The sequence below is a fragment of the Shinella sp. H4-D48 genome (assembly GCF_022637395.1).
GTDB lineage: Bacteria > Pseudomonadota > Alphaproteobacteria > Rhizobiales > Rhizobiaceae > Shinella > Shinella sedimenti.
This window is the reverse complement of sequence record NZ_CP093337.1, coordinates 1508663-1524146: the sequence shown is the minus strand read 5'-3', so window position 1 is coordinate 1524146 and position 15484 is coordinate 1508663. Positions and strand designations below refer to the sequence as shown.

Annotated in this window: 15 protein-coding genes; 9 read left to right on the top strand and 6 right to left on the bottom strand. The window is 63.5% G+C overall.

All coding sequences use genetic code 11. The annotated features are described in order from the left end of the window. The first annotated feature begins 214 nt into the window (after window positions 1–214). Entirely contained in the window at window positions 215–2758 is a 2544-nt protein-coding gene (locus MNR02_RS07385) for a methyl-accepting chemotaxis protein (protein ID WP_241948655.1), read from the top strand. 85 nt (window positions 2759–2843) lie between these two features. Here MNR02_RS07385 and MNR02_RS07380 read toward each other — a convergent pair whose 3' ends face one another. Next, window positions 2844–4985 carry an OmpA family protein gene (locus MNR02_RS07380; protein WP_241948654.1) on the bottom strand — a complete coding sequence of 714 codons (2142 nt, stop codon included), beginning with the start codon at window positions 4983–4985 and terminating at the stop codon, window positions 2844–2846. 340 nt (window positions 4986–5325) lie between these two features. On the opposite strand from MNR02_RS07380, the gene MNR02_RS07375 reads away from it, so the two are divergent. From MNR02_RS07375 to MNR02_RS07345, 7 genes are all read left to right on the top strand, one after another. After that, window positions 5326–6105 (top strand): ABC transporter substrate-binding protein, encoded by a 780-nt coding sequence (locus MNR02_RS07375; protein ID WP_241598873.1) that lies wholly within the window; start codon window positions 5326–5328, stop codon window positions 6103–6105. A 165-nt stretch (window positions 6106–6270) separates the two neighbouring features. Further along, entirely contained in the window at window positions 6271–7074 is an 804-nt protein-coding gene (locus MNR02_RS07370; RefSeq protein ID WP_241598871.1) for an ABC transporter permease, read from the top strand. After that, entirely contained in the window at window positions 7071–7904 is an 834-nt protein-coding gene (locus MNR02_RS07365; protein WP_241948653.1) for an ABC transporter permease, read from the top strand. Before MNR02_RS07370 ends, MNR02_RS07365 begins: the two co-directional genes overlap by 4 nt. Before the next feature lie 146 nt (window positions 7905–8050). Further along, the gene (locus tag MNR02_RS07360) at window positions 8051–8317 is read left to right on the top strand and encodes an usg protein (protein WP_241948652.1); all 267 of its coding nucleotides are present in this window, start codon (window positions 8051–8053) and stop codon (window positions 8315–8317) included. A gap of 51 nt (window positions 8318–8368) precedes the next feature. After that, window positions 8369–9184 carry a class I SAM-dependent methyltransferase gene (locus tag MNR02_RS07355; RefSeq protein WP_241948651.1) on the top strand — a complete coding sequence of 272 codons (816 nt, stop codon included), beginning with the start codon at window positions 8369–8371 and terminating at the stop codon, window positions 9182–9184. Between the two features lie 68 nt (window positions 9185–9252). Continuing rightward, window positions 9253–10125, top strand: a complete 873-nt coding sequence (locus MNR02_RS07350; protein ID WP_241948650.1) for an NAD(P)-dependent oxidoreductase — start codon at window positions 9253–9255, stop codon at window positions 10123–10125. Between the two features lies 1 nt (window position 10126). Then, window positions 10127–10501, top strand: a complete 375-nt coding sequence (locus tag MNR02_RS07345; protein WP_241948649.1) for a hypothetical protein — start codon at window positions 10127–10129, stop codon at window positions 10499–10501. Between the two features lie 6 nt (window positions 10502–10507). Here the strand turns inward: MNR02_RS07345 and MNR02_RS07340 are convergent, their stop codons facing one another. Genes MNR02_RS07340 through MNR02_RS07330 form a run of 3 tightly spaced genes read right to left on the bottom strand, consistent with a single transcriptional unit; the run spans window position 10508 to window position 12278 of the window. Continuing rightward, window positions 10508–10996 (bottom strand): Lrp/AsnC family transcriptional regulator, encoded by a 489-nt coding sequence (locus MNR02_RS07340; RefSeq protein WP_134650010.1) that lies wholly within the window; start codon window positions 10994–10996, stop codon window positions 10508–10510. A gap of 59 nt (window positions 10997–11055) precedes the next feature. Then, window positions 11056–11700: a uracil-DNA glycosylase family protein gene (locus tag MNR02_RS07335; RefSeq protein ID WP_241948648.1), complete on the bottom strand. Its 645-nt coding sequence runs from the start codon at window positions 11698–11700 to the stop codon at window positions 11056–11058. Between the two features lie 11 nt (window positions 11701–11711). Beyond that, window positions 11712–12278, bottom strand: coding sequence for a thermonuclease family protein (locus MNR02_RS07330; protein WP_241948647.1), 567 nt, complete (start codon window positions 12276–12278; stop codon window positions 11712–11714). A 168-nt stretch (window positions 12279–12446) separates the two neighbouring features. On the opposite strand from MNR02_RS07330, the gene MNR02_RS07325 reads away from it, so the two are divergent. Continuing rightward, complete coding sequence (locus MNR02_RS07325) at window positions 12447–13982, top strand: HAMP domain-containing sensor histidine kinase (protein ID WP_241948837.1); 1536 nt, start codon at window positions 12447–12449, stop codon at window positions 13980–13982. Window positions 13983–13985: 3 nt separating this feature from the next. On the opposite strand, the gene MNR02_RS07320 is transcribed toward MNR02_RS07325, so the two are convergent. Then, window positions 13986–14363, bottom strand: coding sequence for a diacylglycerol kinase (locus tag MNR02_RS07320; protein WP_241948646.1), 378 nt, complete (start codon window positions 14361–14363; stop codon window positions 13986–13988). Window positions 14364–14448: 85 nt separating this feature from the next. Then, window positions 14449–15465: a nicotinate-nucleotide--dimethylbenzimidazole phosphoribosyltransferase gene (cobT, locus tag MNR02_RS07315; protein WP_134650015.1), complete on the bottom strand. Its 1017-nt coding sequence runs from the start codon at window positions 15463–15465 to the stop codon at window positions 14449–14451. Between the last annotated feature and the right edge of the window lie 19 nt (window positions 15466–15484).

Here is a 15484-nt window from a genome sequence, read left to right as displayed (position 1 = left end):
AAGTATTTCATTAAACTTCCGCGCCTATCGTTACCGCACCCCAATGAACGATCGCATGAGGCGACGGGTGAAGGCATGCCGGCGGATGGACGATCGGTGATGCCCTGAACGACGGATGGCAGGCCGCGCCCGCAAAAGGGCATGAGTGGCCCTTTCCGTTTTTTTTGCGATCACCCTCGGGAATGTTGATCGTCATAAACATGCCGGGGAAGCCATGTCCTTCATCGATCGCCTGCTGCAACAGCGCCGCATCGTCACCAAGGTGCTGCTGTTCGTTATCCCTCTCATCGCGCTGATCGCGGGTATCGGCCTCGTGGGGTATTTCACTGCGAGCACGCTGAACGGCCACATGACGGTCACGCGCGAGACGATCAACAGCCTGTCGCACTTCCAGAACCTGCGCACCGCCTTGCAGGACTTTTCCGACAGGCCGAGCCAGGCGACGCGCGACACGCTCGCTGCGCGCATCGACGAGCAGGATGCCGGCATCCACGATCTGGAGGCCCTCCTTCCCGACGAAGCGGAAAAGGCCAAGATCGCCTCGGTCGTCGCGCTCGCCACCACCATGCGCAGCCAGACGGAAAACCTCTGGGCCATCGACCAGGAACGCAACGCCGTGACGGCCGACCTTGAGGGCGCGCTTGCGGCGATGACCAAGGACGGCGAGTTCGCCGAAAAGCAGATCGACGTCATCCGCGGCGAATCGGGCGAAAAGGAAGCCTTCGCCAAGGCCCTGCTGTTCGATGCCGCAGCCTATCAGGGCCTTGCAGAACGCATCGGCAAGTTCCGCAAGCCCGTCGCGCTGGCAATGAAGGCCGAGGATAAGGTGAAGGCCGCCGAGACCTACCTGCCGCAGCTCGTCAAGCAGCTGGGCGAATCCAAAGCGATCGCCTCGGAAAAGGCGCTTAGCCAGATTGTACCGTTCGAGGCTGAAATCGAGGCCGTGAAGGCCATTCTCGCCGGCAGCGACGATGCCGAAGCCAAGAAACTGAAATTCGTGCCAGTGCTCGGCAAACTCGCCAAATACGAGGCCGACTTCACCAAGGCCGCCGGCGCCAATTCCGATACCGCCGCCAAGCGCTTCGTCGGCATGGACGCCGAAATCGCGACGCTGAAGACGCTGATCTCCCTGATGAGCGATACGTTCAAGGCGATCGGCGAGACACGCCTGCATATCAGCGAACTCCACCGCAAGCTCGATCAGGCAAGCCGCGACGCGGTGCTGGCCGACGTGAAGAATGTTTCGGCAAGCGCTGCCGAACTCGCCAAGCTTGGCGCCAAGAACGCAGCCCTGCGTGATCTTGCCCAGAAGCTCGCGCCCTCGCTGGAACGCGTCGAGAACGGCACGCAGAACCTCATCTCCGTCGGCGAGACCTGGCAGGCCGCCCGCGCCAGCGCCTATGTGTCCGTCGCAGATGCCAGCCAGACGCTTGAGCAATTCGTCTCCAGCGCGCAGGAAGCCGGCAAGAAGGACAGCCAGCGCTCAGCCAATGTCTCCATCATCGCAATGGTCGCCGGCACGCTGATGGCCATCATCGGCGGCCTGATGCTGGTTGAAACGCTGCGTGGCCCGCTCAAGCGCGTTACGGAAGCCATGTCGCGCCTCGCCTCGGGCGATCTCGACATCTCCATCGACGGCCGCAACCGCGGCGACGAGATTGGCGACATGGTGCGCTCGGTCGCCGTCTTCCGCGACGCGGCACGCGAAAATATCCGTCTGGAGCAGGAAGCCGAAGCCCAGCGCCAGCTGACGGCCGAGGAACAGGCGCGCCGCGCCAGCGAGCGCGCCCGCATCGAGGCCGAACAGACCGAGGCGCTGACGGCGCTTTCCAACGTTCTCGGCCAGCTTGCCGCCGGCAATCTCGAGGAAAGCATGACGGAGGCGCTCGCCGCCGAATATGTCGCGATGGCGCGCACCTATAACAATGCCGTGGAGGCGCTGCGCGTCACCCTGTCCGACGTTCGCGCCACGACGGTCGAGATCAACAGCGGCACTGGCAATCTCGCCACCTCCGCAGACGACCTCGCCCGCCGCACCGAGCAGCAGGCCGCAGCCCTCGAGGAAAGCTCGCGGGCGCTTCGCCAGCTCACCGATATCGTCCGCTCGACGGCCGAAAGCGCACAGCAGACCGCCGTCTCCGTCGATGAGACCCAGAACTATGCCCGCCGCTCCGGCGATGTGGTGGCCAAGGCCGTCGACGCCATGGACCAGATCAACAAATCCTCGGAAAAGATCAGCACCATCATCAGCGTCATCGACGAGATCGCCTTCCAGACGAACCTTCTGGCGCTCAATGCCGGTGTCGAGGCGGCCCGCGCCGGCGAGGCCGGCCGCGGCTTCGCGGTCGTGGCGCAGGAAGTGCGTGAACTCGCCCAGCGGTGCGCGGGTGCCGCCCGCGAAATCAAGGGCCTCATCTCCGACAGCTCCGCCCAGGTGCGCAACGGCGTGTCCCTCGTCACCGAAACCGGTGAGGCCCTCACCGTCATCAACGAGCACATCTCGTCCATCCACTCGCTGGTCAGCAAGATCGAGCATGCCGCCGCCGCCCAGTACGAGGGTATCAACGAGGTGAACCAGGCCGTTCATCAGGTGGAGCTGATCACGCAGCAGAACGCCACCATGGTCGAGGAAAACACCGCCGAAATCCACGGCCTGCGCCGCCGCGTGCAGAACCTCAACGAGAAGATCGATCACTTCAAGACGCGCGATCTCGATCTGACACGCAACGACGGCTTTAGCCGCCACCACGCCGCCTGACACGAAGCAGTTTTTACAGGCCAAAGAAAAACCCGCCGGCTTCCACCGGCGGGTTTCTTGTTTTTTCAAGCGGCGCGAAGCCCGATCAGTTCGCGCTGGCGACCGGGCGAACCAGCGTCGTCACGCGGCGGATGGTCACGCGGCGGTTCTGCTGTTCGGCAGCCTGCGTGCGCACCTTCAGGAAGCGCTCGCCATAACCCTGCGTCTGGAGATTTTCCGGCGGAATGCCATAGACCTCGGTCAGCAGGCTCGCGACGGAGTCGGCCCGGCGGTCGGACAGGACAAGGTTCGACTTGTCCGAACCGACAGCGTCCGTATGGCCTTCGATCAGGAAGGTCTCGCCCGGATCCTTGTCGAGGACCTTCTGCATTGCGTCGGCGACCTTGCGCAGCGTGCGGGCCTGCGACATCGGGATCTCCGCGCTACCCGTCGCAAAGGTGACGGTATCGAGGTCGATGCGGCGCACCTTGTCACGCAGGCGGGCGGACTGCTTCACCTCGTTGATCGTGTAGACACGCTCCACGCGCTCGACGGGCGGCTCGGAAAGGAACTCGTAGTAATCGCGGTCCGGATCGCTCGACGTATCGACGATATAGTCGCGCAGCGGTATTCTCAGGCGCATCGGCGGCAGGTCGTAGCCGACATCGAAGAAGTCCGGACGCGGCGCATCGTCTTCCAGTTCCGGCGCGTAGACCAGGATGTATTCGCGGCCGTCGCGGCCGACGCGGGAGCGCTGGATGACGTCACCGTAGCGGTTGTAGATCGTGATGATCTGGACCCCGCCGGGACGAACGATCGTCTCACGCGTGCGGCCACGTGCGAGCTGGTCGTAATAAACCTCCTCGGAGTCGCGGCGAAGGCGGGGACGGTCGTCACCGCGTACGAACAACTGGTTGCCGACCGACAGAACGGTGCGGTTGTCGATCGTTTCGACCACGTTCACCTGCGTCACGTTGTTTTCCACCGTATTGTTGTTCACGGTGTTATTGACGGTGTTGTTGTTGATGACCGTGTTGTTGATCACGGTATTGTTGACGATGTTGGTCGTCTCAGGCACGGCGAAGACGGGCGCGGCATCGACGCGCTGGCCCTCTTCCTTTATGGCGGCCTCGATCTTCTGCGGCACGGCCTCGCGGACCTCCTGCGGGATTTCGGCCTGCGCCGAATCGTCCGAAGCCGGCAGCGGCACCTCTTCCTGGGCCCGCAGCTCCTCGCGCTGCTTGCGACGCTCCTCGCGGCTCATGCGGCCGCCGGAATTGTCCGCATCCTTGTCGCTGTCGAGCACGGCGGCACCGTTTTCGACCGGCAGCACGACCGTTTCGTCCGTCTTGCCCGGATCTTCGGCGATGGCCTGCTTCTCTTCCGTGGAAAGCGTGTCGACGACTTCCGGAACGGGCTCTGCGGCGGGCGTCTCGCCGGTTTCAGCCGTTGCCGGCTGCTCGGCGCCGCCTTCAGCGGGCTGCTCCGCGGTACCGCCTTCGGCAGGCTGCTGCTGCTCGACGGGCTGTTCTTCCGCCGGCTGCTGCTCTGTCTGCTGCTGTTCCTCGGCGGCCTTCTGCTCGTCGGCCTGGCGTTGCGCTTCTGCATCGGCAGCCTTCTGCTGTTCCTCGGCCGCACGCTGGGCCTCCTCGTCTGCGGCGTTCTGCTGCTCTTGAGCTGCACGCTGCGCTTCCTCGTCGGCAGCCTTCTGCTGTTCGGCGGCGGCACGCTGGGCTTCCTCGTCGGCAGCCTTCTGCTGTTCCGCGGCAGCGCGCTGGGCCTCTTCCTCGGCAGCCTTCTGCTGCTCCGCAGCCGCGCGTTGGGCTTCCTCATCGGCAGCCTTCTGCTGCTCTTCGGCAGCGCGCTGGGCTTCTTCATCAGCGGCACGCTGCTGTTCAGCGGCCTGGCGCTGCGCCTCTTCTTCGGCAGCGCGCTGCTGGTCTTCAGCCTGACGCTGGGCCTCCTGCTCGGCCGCACGCTGCTGCTCTTCAGCCGCGCGCTGGGCTTCTTCCTCAGCGGCACGCTGCTGTTCTTCGGCCTGACGCTGCGCCGCTTCTTCGGCGGCGCGTTGCTCTTCCTGCTGGCGCTGCAGCAGCAGCTCCTCTTCGGACGGCTGGGCCTGCTCGCCACTGTCCTGAGCGACTTCGAACGGTTTCATGAGGGCATCGGCAAGCGCCGGCGTCGCGATCAGCGAAGCGGAAAGCACCGGAAACGCCACGGTTGCGAAAAGTTTTGAGCGGAAAGTCATCGTTTTGTCCTCACGGTGTCCCGTCTTGTTAGCTTCGAGAGCTTGCCCCCGGCATTTTGCTGCTGGTCGGCGAGTCGCCCGTCTTCCTTGTAAGGCCTAGTCATGCCTGCCTGAACCGCGGCTGAACGACCAGCGGTGAGCGACGAGATAGGTCGCGCGACCGCCAAGACCAGAGGTGCGCGGAAATTGTCGGGGAAACGGGGCGGAATGACGGCGGAAAAGGAGTTGATTTTTACGCGCAAACAGTCCGATTATCACAACCAAGCGGGCACCCCGCCTGCTGTACATCAAGGCCCGGACAACAAGAAAAACCCGAGAGCCTTCAACAGAGAGGATCAACATGCGTATTTCCAAACGTTTCACGCTCGCAGCCTCGGCTGCGGTCATCGCCCTCTTCGCGTCCTCCGCGATGGCTGAAGGCGAGAAGATCGTGATCGGCACGGAAGGCGCCTACCCGCCCTTCAACAACCTCGAGTCGGACGGTACGCTGACCGGCTTCGACATCGACATCGCCAAGGCGCTCTGCGAGGAAATGAAGGCCGAGTGCACCTTCGTTACGCAGGACTGGGACGGCATCATTCCCGCCCTGATCGCCAAGAAGTTCGACGCCATCATCGCTTCCATGTCGATCACTGCCGAGCGCAAGCAGCAGGTGGACTTCTCCAAGAAGTACTACAACACGCCCCCGGCCATCGTCGTGCCGAAGGATTCCGACATCAAGGAAGCAACCGCCGAAGCGCTCGCTGGCAAGACGCTCGGCGCACAGGGTTCCACGACCCATTCCAACTATGCCGAAGCGCATATGAAGGACAGCGAAGTCAAGCTCTACCCGACGGCCGACGAGTACAAGCTCGATATCGCCAACGGCCGCATCGACGCCGTCATCGACGACGTGGTGGTGCTGTCGGAATGGCTGAAGACGGCTGACGGCGCCTGCTGCAAGCTGCTCGGCACGCTGCCGCTCGATCCGGTCATCAACGGCGAAGGCGCCGGCATTGCCGTTCGCAAGGGCGATCCGCTTGCCGACAAGTTCACCGCGGCGATCGCGGCCATCCGCAAGAGCGGCAAGTATCAGGAGATCAACGCCAAGTACTTCCCGTTCGATGTCTACGGCGACTGAGACGCGGGCACATTGGGTTGATGCCGGTTTTTTCTGACCCCATCACCGGATTGCAGAAGCGGGAGGGCTTGCCCTCCCGCTTCTTTTGCTTGAGAACTTGACGACAAAATGAAAGGCGTGCACAGCGTCTGACAACAAGCGCGAAACGCGCATCGGGGGTTTGGCATGAGCGGGTTCTTTACCGCCATCGTCGAGGCGGTAACCGCAGCATTGGGGATCGTGGATCCTCTGTGCGGACCGGTCGGCATCTTCACGCTGTTTGCAGGCGACACGCTTCTGGCCTGTGGAGACACCGGCTGGGGCGACGAGATCGCGCTCGGCTTTCTGGTCACCGGCAGCCTGGCGCTGGCCACGCTGCCCATCGGCCTGCTGTTCGGCTTCTTCATCGCGCTGGCCAAGCAGTCCGAGGAACGCTCGCTGCGCCTGTCGGCCAATATCTACACCACGCTCTTCCGGGGCCTGCCCGAACTGCTCACACTCTTCATCGTCTATTACGGCCTGCAGATCCTCGTGCAGAATGCCGCGACAGCCATCGGCTACCAGGGCAGCGTGGAGATCAACGCCTTCTTCGCCGGCATGATTGCGCTTGGCGTCGTTTTCTCGGCCTATTGTTCGGAAGTGCTGCTGTCGGCCTTCAAGGCCATTCCCCGCGGCCAGTACGAGGCCGGTGATGCACTCGGCCTGCACCGCGGCCGCACGATGCAGCGCATCATCCTGCCGCAGCTCATCCGCATCGCGCTGCCCGGCCTGGGCAACCTCTGGATGGCGCTGCTGAAGGACACTGCGCTGGTTTCGGTCATCGGCCTGCCGGACATCCTGCGCCAGACGGGCGTCGCCGCCCGCGTCACCAAGCAGGCGTTCGAATTCTACGCTATCGCCTGCCTGCTGTTCCTCATCCTCGCGTTCCTCTCCTCGCTGATCTTCTCCAGCATCGAGACCTGGGCAAAGCGCTCGGAGGCTGCGCGATGAGCCGCGTTTCCACCAGCCTCATTCCGCCGCAGGCACCGCCGCCCGCCCCGCCGCGCCCCTTTACAGCCGGCCGTTTCTTCGGAAACGTCTTCATGGGGGTCTGGCTCGCGCTGACCATCGGCATCTTCCTGATGATGGTCGAGGGATGGGATCCGGAGAAATTCACCCGCTACGGGCCGAACTACCTTTCCGGCCTCGGCGTAACCCTCACGCTCGTCGGCCTCTCCATCGTGCTTGGTGCCGTCCTGTCGCTGCCGCTCGCCTTTGCGCGCATGTCGAAGAACCCGGTGTTCTCGTGGTTCTCCTACGGCTACGTCTATTTCTTCCGCGGCACGCCGCTGCTCACCCAACTCTTCCTCATCTATTACGGCCTCGGCAGCTTCTCGACGGAGTTGAAGGCCTGGGGACTGTGGTGGTTCTTCCGTGATGCGTGGAACTGCGCGCTCTTGACCTTTACGCTCAACACCGCCGCCTACCAGGCCGAAATCCTGCGCGGCGCCATCGAAAGCGTACCGCGTGGCCAGCATGAAGGGGCTGCAGCCCTCGGCCTGCCGAAGAAGATCGCCTTCTTCAAGGTCATCCTGCCGCAGGCTCTGATCGTGGCGCTTCGCCCCTACGGCAACGAAATCATCCTGATGATCAAGGGCTCGGCCATCGTCGCCATCATCACGGTGTTCGACCTGATGGGTGAGACCCGCCGCGCCTTCTCGCGCACATTCGACTATCAGGCCTATTTGTGGGCGGCACTGCTTTACCTGCTCATCGTGGAACTGCTGCGCAATGTCTGGGCGTGGCTGGAAGCGCGCCTCACTCGCCACCTGAAACGGTGACAACGTTGGCAGCACTCGCTCACCGATGCTGCCAACAAATTGAATTGAAAGGATTATTTGTTTTCACGGGCAAAAATCAACACTTGCTTAACCATGGCGACGCTTCAATCATAAGGACCATCATTCGTGTGAAATGAGAGGTCCCTATGACGAACGACATGGCAATGCAGCTCAAGGGCTACGGCGTGACGACGGCCCAGATTCTCTATCGCATGCCCGATCACCCGACATTCCTGCAGACCTACATCTGGCAGCATTACGATCTCGCGCCGGACTTCCCGGAAATGAAGAGTTTTCTCAAGTTCTGGCAGGAGAAACTCGACGGCCCGCTGCACTCGATCCGCTACGTGCACCGCCACCTGATTTCGGCCAGCGAGTGGCGCGCGCTGAAGGGCGAATTCATCATCAACTGACGTCCTGCGACCTGCTTGCCAAGCCCGGCGGGCGGGCCTAAGAGACGCGGCATGAAGAAGATCGACGAAGACGCGCTCGCGGAAGCCTATAACCGCGCCCTCTCGCTGGAAAAATCCGGCGATTTCGATGCCGCCGCGAAGGCCTATGCCGAGGTGCTGGCACTCGATCCGGAGGACCATGGCGGCGCGGCCGTGCGCCTTGCCTCCATGGGCCGCGGCGAGACCCCGGAGAAGGCGCCCGACGCCTATGTGACCACGTTGTTCGACCAGCATGCCGAAGTCTTCGACAACGTGCTCGTCGACCAGCTCGGCTATTGCGTGCCGCTTCTCCTGCGCCAGAGGTTCCAGGCACTGGAACTCGGTCCGTTCAACCGCGTGCTCGATCTCGGCTGCGGCACGGGCCTGACCGGCGGCGCGCTGCGCGACATGGCTGAAGACATCACCGGTGTCGACCTCTCGGAAAACATGGTCGAAATCGCGCACGAGAAGGATCTCTACGAAACCCTCTATGTCGCCGAGGCCGTGGATTTCCTCGACGACAACGAGGACGAGCCCTTCGACCTCATCGCCGCCACCGATGTGCTGCCGTATCTTGGCGCGCTGGAGGCACTGTTCTTCGGCGCGGCCGACAATCTGCTTCCAGGCGGCCTCTTTGCCTTCTCGTCGGAAACGCTGCCGGACGACACCTTCGCCGGCCGCCCCTTCATGGTCGGCCCGCACCAGCGTTTCGCCCATGCCGAACCCTATGTGCGCCAGCGCCTCGACGAGACCGGATTCGACGTCGTGGAGATGTCCGACATCACCGTGCGCATGGAGGAAGGTGAGCCGATCGCCGGCCATCTGGTCATCGCCAAGTACCGCGGCTGACGGGAAACACTTTCACCCTGCCCGCTGATCCGCTAAACGTCCTGCCAGCAATTGCAGGAGAAGACGGCATGGCAAAGGTTGCATTCATCGGTCTCGGCGTCATGGGCTATCCCATGGCGGGCCATCTCAAGGTCAAGGGCGGCCACGAGGTCGCGGTCTATAACCGCACCTTCGCCAAGGCGGAAAAGTGGGCCGCCGAATTCGGCGGCGCGGCCTTCCGCACCCCGGCCGAGGCCGCCAAGGATGCCGATTTTGTCTTCACCTGCGTCGGCAATGACGACGACCTGCGCGCCGTCACGACGGGCAAGGACGGCGTGTTCGACGGCATGAAGCCCGGCGCCATCCTCATCGACAACACCACCGCCTCCGCCGAAGTCGCCCGCGAACTCGACGCGGCCGCCAGAGAGCGCGGCTTCGCCTTCATCGACGCGCCGGTGTCCGGCGGACAGGCCGGTGCCGAGAACGGCGTGCTCACCGTCATGTGCGGTGGCGACGAGGCGACCTTCGCGACGGCAAAGCCTATCATCGATGCCTATGCCCGCATGGTCGGCCTGATGGGCCCGGCGGGTGCCGGACAGTTGACCAAGATGGTCAACCAGATCTGCATTGCCGGTCTCGTTCAGGGCCTCGCCGAGGGTGTGCATTTCGGCAAGAAGGCGGGGCTCGACATGGAAGCGGTGATCGACGTCATCTCCAAGGGCGCCGCCGGCTCCTGGCAGATGGAAAACCGCCACAAGACGATGATCGCCGGCAAGTACGATTTCGGCTTCGCCATCGACTGGATGCGCAAGGACCTCGATATCGTGCTGTCGGAAGCCCGCCGCAACGGCGCCAAACTGCCCGTTACCGCGCTGGTCGATCAGTTCTACGGCGACGTGCAGGAGATGGGCGGTAACCGCTGGGACACGTCCTCGCTGCTCGCCCGGCTGGAGCGCAAGTAAGATGCGCGCATGCGCGTTCACCCTCGCTGCCCTGCTCGCCGCATCCGCCGTTCCGGCGGCTGCGGACGACGCGGCATCGCAGCAGGCGCTGGCGACAGCGCTGCACATGAAGATCGCCCAATGCTGGATGGTGCCGGCGGATCTGCCGGATCATGTCCAGTCCGTGCGCGTGAAATTCTCGCTCAACCACACCGGCGCGCTCGATGGCTCGCCGTCGGTGGAAGGAGCCGTCGCCGGCGATCCGGCGACGAAGGCCTTCGCCGCCAGCGCCGTGCGCGCGGTCGTTCGCTGCGCCCCCTTTTCAGGCCTGGCGCAGCTCGCTTCCTACGATACCTGGAAGACCGTGGTCGTCACCTTCCGGCGACCGGACTTCTGATGCGGCTCAGTCCTCGCCGCTCTTCTGGTTGTCCACGACCATATAGTCGAGCGGAAGCTCGGTCGTGTACTTGATCTGCTCCATCGCGAAGGCCGACGACACGTCGCGGATTTCGATCCGGGCGATCATGCGCTTATAGAAGGCGTCATAAGCGGCGATATCGGGCACGACGACGCGCAGCAGATAATCCACCTCGCCGCTCATGCGGTAGAATTCGACGACCTCAGGGAATTCGACGATCACTTCGGAGAAGCGCTTCAGCCATTCGGTCGAATGCGAATTGGTGCGGATCGAGACGAAGACCGTGACCTTGGTGTTGATCTTGACCGGATCGAGCAGCGCGACGCGCTTGCGGATCACACCATCCTCTTCCATCTTCTGGATACGGCGCCAGCAGGGTGTAGTCGAGAGGCCCACCTTCTTTGCGAGATCGGCAACTGCAAGCGTGGAATCCTCCTGCAAGAGGCGAAGGATTTTGCGGTCCAGACGGTCCATTGGTTTCCCCTACGAAAATTAATTCCCCTATATACCGATTTTACAATGAATAGGAAGAATTATATTTCAGCAGTTAGCCGTTTCACCCACCCTTGCAGTTCCGGCAGAATTTCTTCCTCGAACCACGGATTGCGTTTCAGCCAGCCGGTATTGCGCCAGGAGGGATGCGGCAGCGGCAGCACGGCAGGGCCCACATTGAGTCCGAGATGGCGGCGCCACTCGCGCACCGTCTCTGTCATGCTCCCTGCCCTGGCGGCGCCCAGATGCCAGGCCTGCGCATATTGCCCGATCGCCAGCACCAGTTCGACCTGCGGCATCGTCGCCATGATGCGCGCACGCCAGAGCGGGGCGCATTCCCGGCGCGGCGGCAGGTCGCTGCCATGGGCGTCGTAGCCGGGAAAACAGAGCCCCATGGGAACGATGGCGAAGCGGCCGGGATCGTAGAACGCCGCACGATCGACGCCGAGCCATGTGCGCAGCCTGTCGCCTGACGCATCGTTGAACGGCAGTCCGCTTTCGTGCACCCGCAGGCCTGGTGCCTGTCCGGCGATCAGGATACGCGCCGTCGGGGAAATGACGACGACCGGCCGCGGTTCGTGCGGCAGCACATCATCAGCCTTGGCCGGCGCGTCCCGACAGACCCGGCAGGCGGCAATAGCCGCGCGCAGGGCAGCCATGTCGTCGGGATGTGCGGTCCTGTCCATCGCCCGTTCCGTCAATCCAGCCCCAGCAGCCCCAGAATGCGCCCCACAAAGCCGGGTTCCGCCGTGTGAATGCCCTCCGGTTGCCGGCCGTTCATCCGCCGCCAGTCTTGCGGAACATCGAAGGTGGTGCCCCATAGGCCCTTCCGCTCGGCTTTAGCCAACTGCTCTTCATGTTCGTAGTCGCCATAGGCGACGGCAAGTCCCTCGCGCACCATGCGCTCGCCAAGGTCGACGCCGTTCGCCTCGCAGCGCGACAGCAGCCGGTCGTACTTGTCCTTGCCCTGCACGCGGCATGTCACGGGCCCCGCCCGCATCAACTCGGCCAGCCGCGAACGCGCCGCCACGCCGCAGCGCCATTCGCCGTCATCCCTCTTGCAGAGCTGCGACATTTCCGGTGCGTCCATGCCGATGAGCCGGATGCGGCGGCCGTCCAGCGTGATGGAATCGCCGTCCTTCGCCCGCGCCGCGCCGCCAATTGTCTCGACGCTGCCGTCGCCGAGCCGCACGATGATCAGCACGATCAGCACCATCATGGCGACCGCCACGCCGATATCGCGCATGCGCCTGGAAAAACTCATGGAACTCATTTCCCGGTTTAGAATCTGCCCAAGCGTCATAGGACGAATGGCACCGCATTTCACGTCACGAAAAATGCCGGAATGGTTCGCAAATGGTTTATGCGCGGCAGCATCTTCTTAAGGATTGCCACCTAGACTGCAACGCTGTCCGCAACAGTTGCAATCATGATGAGTACCGGCGTCAGCACCTCGACCGACAAGATCATTGTCGACAAGTCGCGCAGCCATCGAAACAAGGCTGTTTCGCGGGCTGTTCGCGCGACCCGTGATCGCTTGCAGATCGCCACGGGCGTGTCGCCGGGCTTCGAACGCGAGATGATGCAGCTGCATGTCGCCTCGGTGGCGCAGAGCGCGCTCGCCATTCCCGTCGTCGTCATGCTCATCGCCGCAGGCGGCGTCTATCTCACGCAGGAAATCGGCCTCGTCGCCTGGGCGGTTCTGGCGCTCACAATGCATGCCATCGGCATGATCGTCGCGCACCGCGCACGCGGGCACGAGATCACCGCCGAAAACGTGCGGCGCTGGCAGCGCGGCTTCCTCGTCGCGCAGGTCTTCATGGGGCTCGCCTGGGTCGCCTTTTCGCTCCAGACCTGCGGCACCTGCACCGGCGTGACCTTCGATTTCTACAAGGGCTCTGCGCTGCTCGTCGCGCTCGCCGTGACGGCGATGAGCACGCTGATGCTGCGGCACGCCATTCTCTGCGCCTTCCTGCCCACCGTCGCCGTGCTCATCGTTCTGGCCGGACTTGCGCCGGCGCCGGGCACCGTCGGCATGGCGGCGATCATTGCGGCGGCTATGCTCTTCCTCGTCTTCATGACGCACCGCCTGCGCTACACGAGCGCCCAACTCCTCTCTTCGCAATCGGAGAAGGACGACCTGATCGCGGAGCTGGAAGTCGCAAAATCCATGTCCGACGAGGCCCGCCGCCGGGCGGAAGAGGCCAATCTAGCCAAATCGCGTTTCCTCGCCTCCATGTCGCATGAACTGCGCACGCCGCTCAACGCCATCCTCGGTTTCTCCGAGGTCATGTCGACAGAAGTGCTCGGCCCCTTGAACAACCCGATCTACAAGGAATACACGTCGGATATTCACCGCTCCGGCCAGCATCTCCTCAATCTCATCAACGAGATCCTCGACCTCTCGCGCATCGAGGCCGGCAAATACGATCTGGCGGAAGATTCGGTGCATCTCGTCGATATCGCGGAGGATTGCATCGGCATGGTGCAGCTGCGCGCCCGAGCCAAGAACATCACTATTTCCGAGCAAGTGGAGAGCGGCATGCCGGCGGTCTGGGCCGACGAGAAGGCGCTGCGTCAGGTCATCCTGAACCTGCTCTCCAATGCCGTGAAATTCACGCCACAGGGTGGCGAAGTCGTCGTCAAGGCCGGCTGGACGGCCGGCGGCGGCCAGTATGTCTCCATCAAGGATAACGGCCCCGGCATTCCCGAAGAGGAAATCCCCGTCGTGCTCTCAGCCTTCGGCCAGGGCTCGATTGCCATCAAGAGCGCCGAACAGGGCACCGGGCTCGGCCTGCCGATCGTCCAGGCCATTCTCGCCAAGCACAACGGCGAATTCATCCTGAAATCGAAGCTGCGCGAAGGCACCGAAGCCATCGCCATCCTGCCGGCAAAGCGCGTGTTGGAAAGCCTGCCGGCCGTCAGCGAGACCCACGCGGTCGCCCCGCGTCGCAAGAGCTTCGCCTGATCTTCAGATAAACTTCGAAACCACCACATAGCCCGCGCAGGCGGCATTGGCGATGATGAGGCAGAAAACGGCGAAGGAACCGAGGTCCTTCGAGTGCTTGCCCATTTCGGAGATTTCCGGCGAGACGCGATCGACGATTTCCTCGATTGCCGTATTCAGCGCCTCGAAGGCGATCATCAGCAGGAAGAGGATGGTCATCGCCACGAATTCGAACAGCGTGGCGCCGACGACGATAAACAGCACCATGGCGACGACGAAGGCGATCAACTCGTGGCGGAAGGCGGATTCGCCGAGCAGGCGGCGTGCGCCGTCCGCCGAATAGGTCGCAGCCGCCAGGAGGTGGCTGAAGCCCGTCTTTTTCGTGATTGGTCCCTGACCCATTCCGTCATCCCCTTGCCGTCGGGCCCGTCGAGCGAAGCCCCACGGGTCCAATCCACGTCATTTTGGCTTTTTGCCGACCGTGCCGCTACGAACGGTTGCTGACACCCGCCTGAACGAAGGTCGCCATGCCGGAATGGCAGGCCGCCGCCGCCTTGACGATGCCGGCCGCAAGCGCCGCGCCAGTGCCTTCGCCAAGCCGCATGCCGAGTGCCAGAAGCGGCGTCTTGCCAAGCTTCTCGATCGACTTCATGTGCCCCGGCTCGGCCGAGACATGGCCGATCAGGCAATGGTCGAGCGCGGCGGGATTGGCGGCGCGCAGGATGGCGCCGGCCGCGGTCGCGACATAGCCGTCGAGGATGACCGGGATCTTCTGCATGCGTGCGGCAAGGATTGCGCCGGCCATCGCCGCGATCTCGCGACCGCCCAAGCGCCGCAGCACCTCCAGCGGATCGTTGAGATGTGCACGGTGCAGGTCGACCGCCTTCTTGACGGCCGCGACCTTGCGCTGCAGCACCTCGCCCTCGGATCCGGTGCCCGGGCCCACCCATTCCTCGGCAGTGCCGCCATAGAGCGCCATGTTGATCGCCGCGGCAATCGTCGTGTTGCCGATGCCCATCTCGCCGATACACAGCAGGTCGGTGCCGCCGGCGACGGCTTCCATGCCGAAGGCCATGGTCGCGGCACAGTCGCGCTCGGAAAGGGCGGCTTCCTCGGTGATGTCGGCGGTCGGATAGTCGAGCGCCAGATCGAACACCTTGAGGCCGAGGTCGTGCGTCACGCAGATCTGGTTGATCGCCGCACCGCCGGCGGCGAAATTCTCCACCATCTGCGCCGTGACCGAAGACGGATAGGGCGTGATGCCCTGCTTCGTCACACCGTGGTTGCCGGCGAAGATGGCGACGAGCGGGCGGGTGACGGCGGGCGGACGTCCCGTCCAGGCGGCGAGCCAGAAGGCGATTTCCTCGAGCCGGCCCAGCGCGCCCGGCGGCTTCGTCAGCTGCGAATCCCGCGTGCGCGCGGCCACCAGCGCGGCCGAATCGGGACCGGGCAGATTGCGCAGCAATTCACGAAAATCATCGAACGGCAGGCCGCTGGCACTCATCTTGGGGAATTCCTTGCTT